Annotated in this window: 14 protein-coding genes; 7 read left to right on the top strand and 7 right to left on the bottom strand. The window is 43.1% G+C overall.

Annotation, left to right across the window (positions count from 1 at the left end):
• Nucleotides 1-62: 62 nt before the first annotated feature.
• The 6 genes from VB620_RS08460 to VB620_RS08435 all read right to left on the bottom strand — a co-directional run bounded on the left by VB620_RS08460 (nucleotide 63) and on the right by VB620_RS08435 (nucleotide 3,905).
• Entirely contained in the window at nucleotides 63-443 is a 381-nt protein-coding gene (locus VB620_RS08460) for a type II toxin-antitoxin system VapC family toxin (protein ID WP_323195700.1), read from the bottom strand.
• The gene (locus VB620_RS08455) at nucleotides 440-667 is read right to left on the bottom strand and encodes a type II toxin-antitoxin system Phd/YefM family antitoxin (protein ID WP_323195699.1); all 228 of its coding nucleotides are present in this window, start codon (nucleotides 665-667) and stop codon (nucleotides 440-442) included. Before VB620_RS08455 ends, VB620_RS08460 begins: the two co-directional genes overlap by 4 nt.
• A gap of 142 nt (nucleotides 668-809) precedes the next feature.
• Nucleotides 810-1,445 (bottom strand): GDSL-type esterase/lipase family protein, encoded by a 636-nt coding sequence (locus VB620_RS08450; RefSeq protein WP_323195698.1) that lies wholly within the window; start codon nucleotides 1,443-1,445, stop codon nucleotides 810-812.
• Nucleotides 1,446-1,579: 134 nt separating this feature from the next.
• Nucleotides 1,580-1,909 carry a ribulose bisphosphate carboxylase small subunit gene (locus tag VB620_RS08445; RefSeq protein WP_323195697.1) on the bottom strand — a complete coding sequence of 110 codons (330 nt, stop codon included), beginning with the start codon at nucleotides 1,907-1,909 and terminating at the stop codon, nucleotides 1,580-1,582.
• A 64-nt stretch (nucleotides 1,910-1,973) separates the two neighbouring features.
• On the bottom strand, nucleotides 1,974-2,372 hold the full coding sequence (rcbX, locus tag VB620_RS08440) for a RuBisCO chaperone RbcX (RefSeq protein WP_323195696.1): 399 nt from the start codon (nucleotides 2,370-2,372) through the stop codon (nucleotides 1,974-1,976).
• 102 nt (nucleotides 2,373-2,474) lie between these two features.
• The gene (locus VB620_RS08435) at nucleotides 2,475-3,905 is read right to left on the bottom strand and encodes a form I ribulose bisphosphate carboxylase large subunit (RefSeq protein WP_323195695.1); all 1,431 of its coding nucleotides are present in this window, start codon (nucleotides 3,903-3,905) and stop codon (nucleotides 2,475-2,477) included.
• Nucleotides 3,906-4,860: 955 nt separating this feature from the next.
• Between VB620_RS08435 and VB620_RS08430 the strand changes: the two genes are divergently transcribed.
• From VB620_RS08430 to VB620_RS08400, 7 genes are all read left to right on the top strand, one after another.
• A complete protein-coding gene (locus tag VB620_RS08430; protein WP_407674188.1) occupies nucleotides 4,861-5,898 on the top strand; it encodes a ligand-binding sensor domain-containing protein in 1,038 nt (345 codons plus the stop codon).
• A 148-nt stretch (nucleotides 5,899-6,046) separates the two neighbouring features.
• Nucleotides 6,047-6,817: a 3-methyl-2-oxobutanoate hydroxymethyltransferase gene (gene panB / locus VB620_RS08425; RefSeq protein ID WP_323195693.1), complete on the top strand. Its 771-nt coding sequence runs from the start codon at nucleotides 6,047-6,049 to the stop codon at nucleotides 6,815-6,817.
• Between the two features lie 30 nt (nucleotides 6,818-6,847).
• A complete protein-coding gene (locus tag VB620_RS08420) occupies nucleotides 6,848-7,603 on the top strand; it encodes a Uma2 family endonuclease (protein ID WP_323195692.1) in 756 nt (251 codons plus the stop codon).
• A gap of 243 nt (nucleotides 7,604-7,846) precedes the next feature.
• Complete coding sequence (serA, locus tag VB620_RS08415; protein WP_323195691.1) at nucleotides 7,847-9,427, top strand: phosphoglycerate dehydrogenase; 1,581 nt, start codon at nucleotides 7,847-7,849, stop codon at nucleotides 9,425-9,427.
• 136 nt (nucleotides 9,428-9,563) lie between these two features.
• On the top strand, nucleotides 9,564-10,484 hold the full coding sequence (gene prmA / locus VB620_RS08410) for a 50S ribosomal protein L11 methyltransferase (protein WP_323195690.1): 921 nt from the start codon (nucleotides 9,564-9,566) through the stop codon (nucleotides 10,482-10,484).
• Between the two features lie 18 nt (nucleotides 10,485-10,502).
• Complete coding sequence (gene queA / locus VB620_RS08405) at nucleotides 10,503-11,654, top strand: tRNA preQ1(34) S-adenosylmethionine ribosyltransferase-isomerase QueA (RefSeq protein WP_323195689.1); 1,152 nt, start codon at nucleotides 10,503-10,505, stop codon at nucleotides 11,652-11,654.
• An 87-nt stretch (nucleotides 11,655-11,741) separates the two neighbouring features.
• A complete protein-coding gene (locus tag VB620_RS08400) occupies nucleotides 11,742-12,725 on the top strand; it encodes a tetratricopeptide repeat protein (protein ID WP_323195688.1) in 984 nt (327 codons plus the stop codon).
• Between the two features lie 37 nt (nucleotides 12,726-12,762).
• On the opposite strand, the gene VB620_RS08395 is transcribed toward VB620_RS08400, so the two are convergent.
• The gene (locus tag VB620_RS08395; protein WP_323195687.1) at nucleotides 12,763-13,950 is read right to left on the bottom strand and encodes a GNAT family N-acetyltransferase; all 1,188 of its coding nucleotides are present in this window, start codon (nucleotides 13,948-13,950) and stop codon (nucleotides 12,763-12,765) included.
• Between the last annotated feature and the right edge of the window lie 28 nt (nucleotides 13,951-13,978).

Here is a 13,978-nt window from a genome sequence, read left to right as displayed (position 1 = left end):
ATAATGCTAAGTTTTTTTGGTACATCTTGTTAACTTATCTTTTGGTAGAAATTTATTGCTACCTACCATAAACGCTGAATTGGATACGCATCAAAAATCTGATCAGCACTAATTAATGGTATATTTTCCACTATGGACTGTGCAATTAACAATCTGTCAAATGGGTCACGATGATGTAACGGTAGTGATGAGACGACAGCAACATGGTCTATTCTGATTGACAATAATTCAATTCCATTCATAATTATTTGCTGTTCGATAAACTCATTAAAGCTAGGTTCACAGTTGAGTTTACCAATACTATGCTTGATTGCCATTTCCCAAACACTGGCAATACTTAGGAGATTATCATTATTTTCAATTTGCGATCGCAGACTAGTGCTAATTCTTGGATCACCCATGACAAACCAAATCAAAATATGAGTGTCCAATATTTGTCTCATTGCATATATTCCTGAAAATCTTCTAATGGTTTATCAAAGTCATCAGATATTGTCACCAGTCCCTTGGCGCTACCAAATTTGGGACGGCGTTTCACTGGAATTACAGGAATTAACTGAATAACTGGTTGATTTTCTTTAATGATGATAATTTCCTCACCAGAAAGCGCTGCTTCAATCAATTCTGGTAAATTTTGAGATGCTTCAGCTACGGTAATTTGAGTCATAATTTTTACCTGAATATACCTTAATGGCGATCGCCACTTTCTAAAGGTAGAATTTATATATTTTGATGATGGCTTGGTTCTATCGATACTGTCATCAAACAATTCCTCGAAATTAGATAACTGAATCTAGTATAAGCAATTTTCATTTAAACCAATTTAACCAAGCATCCCAATTATCTACAATTTCGGCAAATTCTGCATAACCTGCGGCTCTAGGATGAGCGCCATCATAATTTTTTGCCTCATGTATCCAAATATGTGATTTTTCTAAAATTGGAAATACATTTAAATAAGGCACATTTAATTCATCACAAACCAAAGCAAATCCTTGAGACAAATTAACAATTCTTTGATTTCTCCCATCTTGTTCGTCATCAAAACATGGTGGTGGACTGACCATTAACACAGGATATAACTGTTGAGCCTCACTTAAAATACTATAGATATTTTCAAGTGATTCTGTGAGTGAAACACGAGTTTTACCATTTTCTATAGTTGTATCATTAACACCAAAAGAAAACACAACTCTGCCGTCATATTCTGTGGGTAACCGATAAGAAACTTCTCTTAACCAGCGATTTCTGAGTTCATTACTCGTTTCTCGCCGCACCCCTAAATTATAGTAAGTAATATCATGACCTTTTCTATTAGCATTAACACATATTCTACCTGTCCAACCCAGACACTCAGGGTCACCAATACCATTGACAAACGATTCACCCACAAAACAAATTCTGATTTGATGTCCAGATTTTTCAATTACATTTAATTCACTCATCCTAGAACTTGTAACCTCCTTCTCCAACTCTCCGCGCCTCTGCGCCTCTGCGTGAAAAAAAAGAGGCAGAAAAATCTACCTCTCCAAAGGGAAACTAATTTAAATTCCCCAAAATTTATTCAAAAATCCAACTCTTAGTATCTGCTAGGCTTGTGAACAATAAAGCTAAGAACTTGACACTGCTTGATATTGTCAAAACCAACAACACGGATATAGCAGTTGCTGTATTGAGAACGACAAGATTGAACTTCGCTCAATACTTCTTGAGTGGACTTAGCGCTAAACAAAGGCAATTTCCACATTGTCCAGAATAATTCGGTTGGTTCAGAAGTTTCGTTGAACTCAACAGCAGGAATGTAACCTTGGGTCAAGATGTACTGAACTTGCTTGGCAATTTGAGCATCAGAAAGGGGTGGTAAGTAAGAAAGGGTTTCGTAACGACGCTCTTTTGGTAAAGTTTGCATAGCTTTTGATAATGGGTAGCGATTGATATGAATTATTAGTAAACAGTTATTCAGTTAAAAATGATCACTGTTCACTATTGAAATCTGAACTTGTCTGCTGTTCTGACTGTGGACTGGGGTCAGATGTATCTATAAATGTCATGCGTTCTAGATGCTGGCGACGTTGCTCCATATTTCCTTGCTGAATGCCAGTAAGAAGCATTTCCGGGAGAAATTCCGCGACTTCCGCCGCTATATGTTCTCTGACAGTCATAATCCTTAATGCCAAATCTGGCTTGGCTTGAAACAATTGCTCAAGATAAGCTTCTCCGTTCTGGACTTTACCAGCAGAAAAGTTATTTAGCCAGAGTTCCAAAGGAGGATTCGTTTCGCCTAGCTGTGCCAACACTGTTTTCAGCGCCTGATAAGTCAGGTAGCTTTGCAGAGTTTTAGCTGTATCCTTGGCAATTTGCTTAAGATTCATGTTTGACCCCAGCCCATAAAAAGTAAAAAGCAAAATTAAAAAGTAAAAAGAAAGAATGACTATTTTCTTTTACTCTTTAACTTTTTACTGGTTACTTCAGGATCAGACAGTATCCATGGCCTCGAACTCGAACTTGATTTCTTTCCACAGTTCGCAAGCAACAGCTAGTTCAGGACTCCACTTAGCAGCTTCGCGGATAACATCGTTACCTTCACGAGACAAGTTGCGTCCTTCGTTACGAGCTTGGATACAAGCTTCCAAAGCTACACGGTTAGCAGTTGCACCAGGTGCGTTACCCCAGGGGTGACCCAATGTACCACCACCGAATTGTAGTACGGAGTCATCACCGAAGATTTCTACAAGTGCGGGCATATGCCATACGTGGATACCACCGGAAGCAACAGCCATTACACCAGGCATGGAAGCCCAATCTTGGGTAAAGTAGATACCGCGAGACTTGTCTTGTTCAACGTAGTTTTCACGCAATAGGTCAACGAAGCCCATTGTGATTCCACGTTCACCTTCCAACTTACCAACAACTGTACCGGTGTGAATGTGGTCACCACCAGACATCCGCAAGGTTTTAGCCAATACACGGAAGTGGATACCGTGGTTCTTTTGACGGTCAATTACGGCGTGCATCGCACGGTGAATGTGCAGCAAAATACCGTTCTTACGACACCAATGAGCCAAGGTGGTGTTAGCTGTGAAACCTGCGGTCAGGTAGTCGTGCATAACGATGGGCATTTTGAGTTCTTTAGCGTACTCAGCCCGTTCCAGCATTTGTTCACAGGTAGGTGCGGTGACGTTCAGGTAGTGACCCTTGATTTCGCCGGTTTCTGCTTGTGCTTTGTGGATTGCTTCTGCTACAAACAAGAAGCGATCGCGCCATCTTTGGAATGGTGCAGAGTTGATGTTTTCATCATCTTTGGTGAAGTCCAAACCACCGCGCAAACATTCGTATACAGCGCGTCCGTAGTTCTTAGCAGAAAGACCTAATTTGGGCTTAATGGTACAACCCAACAAAGGACGACCATATTTGTTTAATTTGTCACGTTCTACTTGAATACCGTGAGGAGGCCCTTGGAAGGTCTTCAGGTAAGCAACAGGAATCCGCAAGTCTTCCAAACGTAGCGCCCGCAGAGCTTTAAAACCAAATACGTTACCTACAATTGAGGTCAACATATTGGTAACGGAGCCTTCCTCGAACAAGTCTAGAGGATAAGCAACGTAGCAGATGTATTGGTTATCTTCACCGGCAACGGGTTCGATTTCGTAGCAACGACCTTTGTAGCGGTCAAGGTCGGTTAGTAAGTCTGTCCATACGGTTGTCCAAGTACCGGTGGAGGACTCAGCCGCCACAGCAGCACCTGCTTCTTCGGGAGGAACTCCGGGTTGGGGAGTCATCCGGAATGCTGCAAGAATATCTGTATCTTTAGGTGTGTAGTCTGGGGTGTAATAAGTTAGTCTGTAATCTTTAACCCCGGCTTGATACCCTGATTTGCTCTGGGTCTTCGTTTGCGCGTAAGACATAAATTCCCTTCCAAGAAGTCACTCTAATTACTTAATCAAATCATGTTCTGTGCAACTTTCTCTCACTTCCTCTTTTTACCCTCACTAAATAGGGGGAAAATTAGGAAAAATTTTTGTTAGAGGTTGGCTTTGGCGGGTAGATTTTCTGGCAACGAACATTTAGTAACAATTATTAACAAATGTTCTCCCCAAAATGGGGTGCATGAACTGGCATTTAGTGCTGTTTCGTCATCCCGTGAATAAAAATTCTCTTTTATCTCTTTCTCTTGCCCCGCTAAACTTTTCTATTTCTAGCAAAAACTCCACGCTTTGCGGAAAGTATGAAAGTATTCCCCTATATACCGGGGTTTCTAGGTTTTAGGGTTGCTGAAACCCGTTCCCTATGACACACTCCTGATATGTCTTCCAGTAATGGTAAACATACCCAGAGAGAATTTGCTTGACAGAAATTCAGCAGAGTGGTAAAGGAAAGAAAAAAAGTTGCACACTACCTAATTTGTAGCTTGTCTCACAATATATCAAGAATTTGATAAGTTATTCTTTGAAAGTTTTTAACTTATATATTTAATTTTGTTATTACATAAAGTTTTAAACCTTTTGTTACGTTTAATGTACAAAAGTAAACTTTGAGTATGGGGAAGAGGCAGGGGAGCAGGGGAGTGTGGGGAGTGTGGGGAGTAAAGAATTTTGGATTTGCGTTAGCGAAGCGTACACAGCGCAGCGAGTATTTTAGATTGCAGTCTAATCCAAAATCTAAAATCTAAAATCTAAAATTGATTGACTAATGACCAATTTCTGAGTGAAGTTGAAAACCATCTGACTAGGGGAATACTGAGACTAACTGTTAGCCATTTAAGGAAAATTGATCGTGGAATTACGTCGCCAGCATCATAAATTATTACTGACTTTGATATCTCTGGGGTTAATAGCTGTGCCTAGCATTGGTGTTGTAACCATGACAGATATCGCTAGGGCAGACAAAGTTGGTACTAGTGTACCGCCGGAAAAAACGCCTGATGTTGATTCATCTGAGTTAACTCCTACTTATCCGGCTACACCACCACCACCGGGAAGAGACCCTTTACCGGATGAACGGGGATTTCCAGGGCGATCGCCAGAAACAGACTATCGTGTAAGTAACCTATTAAAAGATTTTACAGGTAATCTCTGGGTGGGTTCATGGCGGGGATTATCGCGCATTAACCCAAATACAGGCAACATTTTAGCCCGTGTGAGTTTGCCAAATGTGGCCATTGGTGCATTAGCAGAAGATAAAGTGGGTCGCCTATGGGTAGGAACCTATGAAGGACTGAAGCGAGTAGATCCCCGCACAGGCAAAATTACAGCCCAGAATTTATTTTTACCTTCCAAGCGGGTTTTGTCCTTGTTGGTTGATAACCGGGGTTATGTATGGACGGGAACAGATAATGGTTTGGCGTTAATTAGTCCTGACCAAGGGTTAATTATGACCACATTACAAAATTTGCCTGGGGTCAGCGCCAACACCATGACTTTAGATAATGAAGGTCAACTGTGGGTAGGAACTCTAGATGGACTGGTGCGGGTAAATACTGCTAGTGCTTTGATTATGAAGCGGATTAACCAATTACCAGGCACAACTGTACAAACTTTAGCCTTTAGTCCAGAAGGTCTCATTTGGGCGGGAATGCCGAATCATTTACTGGTGATTAATCCGAAAACTGGCGCGGTTTTGCGGTCTGTAACTCCACTGCGGGGGCGAAATGTCACAGCAGTGCGCTTTGCCCAAGATGGTAGTGTGTGGGTGGGAACTGACAATGGTTTATTACGGTTAAATCCACATACTGGCGCTGTATTAGACGAAGTTGCGGGACTTCCTTCTAGCCGAGTTCTGGCGCTGGAACCGGATATCGGTAATAAATTATGGATTGGTACTGGTGAAGGTCTGGCTTGGTTAATGCCTACAAAGGACAGTGCAAGTCCTCATCTGGCTTTTGGTCGGGCGGTGAAGTAGGGAATGGGGAGTGTGGGAGGTGTGGGAAGTGTGGGAAGTGTGGGAGGTGTGGGGGGAAAGAGGGGGGGTACTGGTGCAGGGGGCAGGGGGGAATAAATTAGAATATCCTCATCCTTATCATTTATCCCTACTCCCTATACTTAAAAATATGGCAATTACGACTCAGCAATTAATTGAATGGAAACAACAGGGGCGAGCTATCGTAGCTTTGACTGCGTGGGATTATGCGATCGCCCAACTTCTGGACGCGGCTGGGGTAGACTTAATTCTAGTAGGGGACTCAATGGCAGCTGTTTTAGGCTACGAAACTACCCTACCAATTACCCTAGAGGAAATGCTGCATCATGCTAAAGCTGTGCGTCGTGGTGTCAAACGGGCTTTAGTTGTCGTAGATTTGCCATTTTTAAGTTACCAAGAAAGCATCCCCCAAGCTATGCACTCAGCAGGATTGGTGTTGAAGGAAACTGGCGCTCAAGCTGTGAAGTTAGAAGGTGGTTATCCGGCGATGGTGGAAACTATTGCGAGGTTAGTCCAGGCGGGAATCCCGGTGATGGGTCATGTAGGTTTGACACCGCAATCAGTTCATCAACTAGGACTGCGACAACAGGGTAAGACTCAAACCACAGCCGAAAGAATTTTAACTGAAGCGATCGCACTGGAACAAGCCGGTGTATTTTCTATAGTCTTAGAACATATCCCCGCAGATTTAGCAATGCAGATTACACAAAAATTAAACATCCCCACCATTGGTATCGGTGCGGGAGTGCATTGTGATGGACAGGTGTTAGTCACCTCCGATATTTTGGGTCTAGTCCAGAAGCAGCCACCCTTTGCCAAGGTTTACACAAATCTGCGCCAGACAATTACCAAAGCTGTAGAAGATTACGCTTCCGAAGTGCGCGATCGCCAGTTTCCCTAATTGAATACACTGAATATTAGGAGTAGTCTTATGGTTCTACAAATTCAACCTATTCCCACAACTCACAAAGAATTAAATATTACTTGGGAGGAACTTCCCAGCAATTTTATTTTACCCGATGACCCAGTGGAAAATATTCAGCAACCGGCGATCGCATCAGCATTGACAGACGCTTTAGGAGCTACACAACGCATCCAACCCCAAATGCTGATTGGCTCTAATTTTGGGCTAGTAGCCACAGTTAACAAAAAAATCGTTGTCAAAGCCCCAGATTGGTTTTATGTCCCCCAAGTGCAGCCTGTCGCCGCCGGTGTAATTCGTCGGAGTTACACCCCCAACTTAGAAGGTGCGCCTGTGTCTCTAGTCATGGAATTTTTGTCAGACACCGAAAATGGGGAACTATCCATCCGATCCACGCCACCCTACGGTAAACTGTATTTTTATGAACATATTCTCAAAGTTCCTACTTACGTAACTTATGACCCCTACGAAGTGATTTTAGAAGTCCGGTATTTACAAAATGGACAGTATAGTTTGTTAGCAGCAGATGCCAATGGACGTTACTGGATTCCTGAGTTAGAATTATTCTTTGGAATATGGCAGGGTGAAAGACTATGCCAAACTATGAATTGGCTGCGGTGGTGGGATAGAGAAGGCAACTTGTTGTTATGGAGTAGCGAACAAGCCGCACAAGAACACCAACGTGCAGAACAAGAACACCAACGTGCAGAAATGTTAGCAGCAAAACTGCGTGAGTTAGGTATTGACCCAGGGGCGATCGCCTGAAAAATCATGCATATATAGCAACCGCGAAGGAAGTTAGGACAGAAACAGATCATGAAACCCTTACAATTAGCGAGTTTCCAGCCTGTTCCCTGTTCCCTGTTCCCTGCTATACAACTTGCACAGATACATCAGAACTCAATGCCATATTAAAATGCTTAATTTTTGCCGAATTGCCACAGATAAAGATTAAACTAAAAAGTCTTGTGTAGCAAGACCTGTAACTCTAAAAGAAATGAACTAATTATGTCTAAGGTTCTCGTTTCCGATCCTATCGACCAAGCTGGAATTGATATTCTCACCCAAGTTGCGACTGTAGATGTCAAAACAGGTCTCAAACCAGCAGAACTAACCGCAATCATTGGTGAATATGACGCGCTGATGATTCGCTCTGGTACACAGGTTACAGAAGAAATTATTCAAGCTGGGACTCAGTTAAAAATCATCGGTCGCGCCGGTGTAGGTGTAGATAACGTGGACATTCCCGCAGCTACCCGCCGAGGAATTGTGGTTGTCAATTCTCCAGAAGGTAACACAATCGCCGCCGCCGAACACGCCCTAGCGATGATGTTATCCTTATCTCGTCACATTCCCGATGCTAATGCTTCCGTCAAAAGCGGTGAGTGGGACCGCAAAAGCTTTGTCGGCGTAGAAGTTTATAAAAAAACTCTCGGCGTTGTCGGTTTGGGTAAAATCGGCTCCCATGTGGCTACAGTGGCGAAAGCAATGGGGATGAAACTATTAGCTTACGACCCCTTTATCTCCACAGAACGCGCCGAACAACTGGGGTGTCAGTTAGTAGAAATTGATTTGCTGATGCAGCAAGCCGACTATATCACCCTGCACATTCCCAAAACACCACAAACCACCCACCTAATTAACGCCACAACTCTGGCGAAAATGAAACCCACAGCCAGAATTATCAACTGCGCCCGTGGTGGGATAATTGACGAAGCTGCTTTAGCCGCAGCCATTAAATCAGGTCAAATTAAAGGCGCAGCCTTAGATGTGTTCGAGTCAGAACCCCTGGGTGAATCTGATTTGCGATCGCTCGGTAAAGAAATGATCCTTACCCCCCATTTAGGAGCCTCCACAACGGAAGCGCAAGTAAATGTCGCCATTGATGTCGCTGAACAAATTCGTGATGTTCTCTTAGGACTCCCCGCCCGTTCCGCCGTCAACATCCCCGGATTTGGCCCCGATGTTCTAGAAGAACTCAAGCCTTATATGCAATTAGCCGAAACCCTCGGTAACTTAGTGGGACAGCTCGCCGGTGGACGAGTAGAATCCCTAACCGTCCGACTACAAGGGGAACTCGCCACCAACAAGAGTCAGCCTTTAGTTGTCGCCTCCCTGAAAGGACTACTTTACCAAGCCCTCCGGGAACGTGTAAACTACGTTAACGCTAGTATAGAAGCGAAAGAGCGCGGAATCCGGGTAATTGAAACCCGCGATGCTTCAGTTCGTGACTACGCCGGCTCACTGCACCTAGAAGCTACAGGTACTTTAGGCACTCATTCCGTTACCGGGGCTTTATTAGGTGACAAAGAAATTCACCTCACTGACGTTGATGGTTTCCCCATTAATGTACCCCCCAGTAAATATATGCTGTTTACCTTACACCGAGATATGCCAGGAATTATCGGTAAACTCGGTTCCTTACTGGGTAGTTTTAATGTCAACATTGCCAGTATGCAGGTAGGACGGAAAATTGTCCGTGGGGATGCTGTAATGGCTCTGAGTATCGATGATCCTTTACCCGATGGCATTTTGAGCGAAATTGTCAAAGTAGCGGGAATTAGGGACGCATACACCGTAAATCTTTAAATCCTCAAGACTTTGATGACTAAGTGCTGAGTACAGAAAAATGTTAAGAGTAACTTATACTTCTTAATGATCTGAGACTCAGCACTACAAACTTTTTTTCCAGACTAGTGCAAAGTCTCCGCTTACAGCAATAAATATGGCAAACACTTGGTGGGAATTACAGATTTCATGTGAGCCAGCTCTAGAAGATTCTATCTTTTGGCGACTGGAAGATTTTGGTAGCCGTGGTACAGCCAGTGAAAGCAAAGGTAATTCCTGTTTAGTCAAGGCTTATTTGCCAAAAATGCAAGTGCGGTTACTAGATTTGGCGGCGCTGTCGCTGTGGTTGCGTCAAGATGCTCTTTGTGCCGGATTTTCTATTCCTAGCCTCAAATGGGAGTTAATTGATGAGGAAGATTGGGCGACTAGCTGGAAACAATACTGGAAACCTGAAGAAATTGGCGATCGCTTTCTGATTAATCCCGCATGGTTACCTTTACCAGAAACATCTGAACGATTGATAATTCTTCTTGACCCTGGGGTAGCATTTGGTACTGGCAATCATGCCACAACTCAATTGTGTCTAGAATCCTTAGAAATGCGTTTGGCTAGTTTACCAGAGGCTTTTATGGATAAAAGTCAGAAAAAAGAACCTGTAGTAATTGCAGATATTGGCTGTGGTTCTGGTATCCTTTCCATAGGGGCATTACTCCTGGGAGCCGAAAAAGTCTATGCTGTGGATACAGATCCCTTAGCGGTACAATCAACCTTCAGCAATCGCACCCTCAACAACATTAGACCAGAACGCCTGATACCAGCAGCAGGTAGTGTAGAAATGGTCAAGGAACTCTCACTGCAACCTGTAGATGGCATCGTATGTAATATTTTAGCTGATGTGATTATTCAATTAATCCCCGAAATGAGTGCGATCGCTAAACCCACTACTTGGGCAATTTTTAGCGGAATTTTACTCGAACAATCAAAAGCGGTCGCTGACACCTTAGAAAACAACGGTTGGATTGTTGCTACCCTGTGGAAAAAGAAGGAATGGTGTTGTTTAAATGTCCGGCGTTCTTAAAGCGATTCAATAAATTCAATGGAGAAACAAATAGCATCTACTAATTTGCATCAACCAGAAGAGGTAAATTTAGATTACTCATTGGCAGGGTATGATTATCAATTACCCCCGGAACTGATTGCTCAAAATCCCGTATTTCCCAGGGATAGTTCCCGTTTATTGGTAGTCAATTCCCCCACCACAGGCCAAGGAACCGCTCCCCTACACCAGATTTTTCGAGATTTACCAGATTTATTACGTGCTGGTGATCTATTAATTATCAATGATACAAAAGTCATCCCGGCGCGGCTGTATGGTCGTAAATCTACGGGTGCAGAAATAGAGGTTTTACTCTTAGAAGAAAGAAAATATAACTGTTGGTTAGCTTTAGTTAAACCAGGAAAACGCTTTAAAATCGGGACAAAGATTGTTTTTCCACCCAGGGAATTAGGAATTAATCCCACCGATACTCAACCTCTCACCGCTACAGTTTTAGAAACGGACAAAGCCACGGGAGGACGGTTATTAGAGTTTGATGTCCCGGAAGGAAAACCACTACTAGAAGTTTTAGATCAATTTGGTGAAATTCCCTTACCGCCTTATATCACCACATCTACGGCGGCGGATGAACAATATCAAACAGTTTATGCTCAACAACCAGGAGCGATCGCCGCACCAACGGCAGGATTACATTTTACCCCAGAGTTGCTAGCACAGTTAGGCGATCGCGGGATTAATCAAGCTTTTATTACATTACACGTTGGCATCGGTACATTTCGCCCCGTGGAAATCGAAAATGTTACTAACCACCAGATGCACGAAGAATGGATTTCAGTTCCCCCCGCCACAGTGGAAAAAATCCGCGCCACCAAAGCTGCTGGTGGTCGAGTGATTGCAGTGGGAACAACAGCAGTCCGCGCCTTAGAAGGAGCCGCAAAATCTGGAGATTTACAACCATTTGGTGGGAAAACAGACCTATTTATCTATCCCGGATATGAATGGCGAGTGGTAGATGGTTTAATTACCAATTTCCACCTCCCACGTTCTAGTTTGATGATGCTGGTCAGCGCTTTGATTAGTAGAGAACGGTTGATAAATATATACCAAGAAGCGATCGCCGCTCAATATCGTTTTTATTCCTTCGGTGATGCTATGCTAATTCTCCCAGAAGCTAAAGGATTGCCAAGTTAGCAATTTTTAACTTGGAAATTTGAATTTTCCATCTCGTTATGGGTACTCTGGGTTATAGCAATATACAAAAGTTCAGAGTTTCTATTTATGTATAAACAGCATAAAATTAGTCAGTGGTTACACCCTCTGATCAATTGGCAGCAGCCACATCTCAAACTTCTCTCTGCTGCTTCTGCGTGTTTGCTATTAGCTGCACCGATAATTATCCCAGGAAGTAAGGTACTAGCACAACAATCAGTTTCTCAGGATTTAGAAACAGCTAGCCTTTACCAGCAAGGAGTCACACGCTATCACCGGCAGGATTTACAGGGTGCAGAATCGGCTTTTCGTCTAGCCTTGCAGCGAGATCCTTCCCTGGACATGGCACGCAATTATCTGGGTAACATCATGTTGATGCGAAATCGCCCGGATTTAGCAGTGGCAGAATATAGAGAGGCGGTGAGAATTAATCCTAATCTGGCTGAAGGCTACTATAATCTGGGACTAGCATTGGATCGAGACGGACAAAAGCAAGCTGCAATTAATGCTTATCAAGAAGCTGTGATCATTGATCCTAGCAATTCAGTAAGTCAGTATAATTTAGGAGTAATCCTGTATGAAACAGGACAAGTATATGCTGCGATCGCCGCTTATGAAGCAGCAATTAATTTCGATAGCAGCAATGCTAAAGCTTATTTTAACTTAGCGATCGCCCGACAAGAACAAGGACAAATAGAGTCAGCGATCGCCGCCTATCAGCAAGCCGTAGCCCTAGAGCCTGACAACGCCACAGCCTACAACAACATGGGCAGTCTCATGGCGATTCAAGGTCAAAACTCAGAAGCTATTGCCGTCTATCGCCAAGCTATTCGCTACAATCCTCAGAATGCCTCAACCTATTATAACTTAGGAGTAGTTTTATACAACGAAGGTGAACTGAAGCTAGCTCAAAAAACATTGAAACAGGCTGAAAAATTATCTGCACAGCAAGGCAATCTTGAAGAATCCCAGAAAATAGCACAATTAATCCAGGAAATTGACCAGTTGATGGAATACCAGCGTCAAACCAGTCAAAATATGAAAATTAAGTAGTTGTAGCCATTCTCCGCTCAATATGTGGAGATTCTGTCTATAATTCAACGGTTTTCTGAACAAATGGCAGATCCTGATTAATCGCTGCCATTTCTTCCTGTTCTAATTGATTCACTTCCCGAATATAAGGGCGAAGAATTTGGTCTAAACGACTATTGTAAAAGCGGTGCAAACTGTAATTAGGCATAGCCGGAAAACCACGACGTTTCTTGTGTCGTCCTCCAGCACCGGGATCGAAACTTTGGATATTGTGAGCGATCGCCCACTCAATGGGTGTATAGTAACAAGCATCAAAATGTAAACAATCTATATCTTGAAAACTACCCCAGTAACGTCCATATAGGCGATCGCCCTTAAACAAACAAAAAGACATACCCACAGGTTTATCCCCAGCCTCCTGATCATAAGCCGGAAAAAACACAACTCGATGGCGATAATTACTGTGTAGCTGCTCAAAAAACTGCTTTGTCAGGTATTTACTACCCCACCAGCCAAACTTATCACAAGTATCAGCATAGAAATCATACATCAAAGGAAATAGAGACTGAGGAATTGCATCACCAGTCACCGCTTCTAATCTTAAACCTGCTTTTTCTACCGCCTTCCGTTCTCGCTTGATATTGCGGCGCTGATTGGCGTTGAATAATTTCAAATAATCATCAAAACTTTCAAACCCCACATTATCCCAAATATAGCTATGGTGTAACCAAGCCATAAAACCATTCCGTTCCAGCACATTCCGCCATTCGGGATCAACATAGAGAAAATGACAACCAGAAATCCCATGTTTGATGCAGAAAGAATCAATCTCACGCACCATCATGGCCGTAATTTCATCCTCATCTTCCCCAGGGGCGATTAAAAACCGATAACCTTCAGCCGGGGTAAATGGAGTCATTCCCAGTAATTTAGGATAATACCTCACTCCAATCCGCTCGGCTAATTCTGCCCATTGGTGATCAAAAACAAATTCACCATAACTATGACCTTTCAGGTAAAGTGGCGCAACCGCAATCAGCGTTCTGTCTCGCCAAAGAGTTAAATGATTAGGTAACCAGCCAGTTTTAGCTGTAGCACTTTGGGAAATTTCTAAATTATTCAGCCAATCCCATTCCAAAAATGGCGTTTTTAGCGGCATTGCTAAAGCATCCCAAGCATTTTGGGGTATTTCGGCAATTTTGTTAATCCAAAGACTAGAGTAGCGAGGCTTGATTTTTTCCACCATTGTTAGGTTTTGCTAGGGACTCGGAAGA

This window comes from Nodularia harveyana UHCC-0300 (assembly GCF_034931085.1).
GTDB classification, from domain to species: Bacteria; Cyanobacteriota; Cyanobacteriia; order Cyanobacteriales; family Nostocaceae; genus Nodularia; species Nodularia harveyana.
This window is presented reverse-complemented; position numbering and strand designations above follow the sequence as displayed.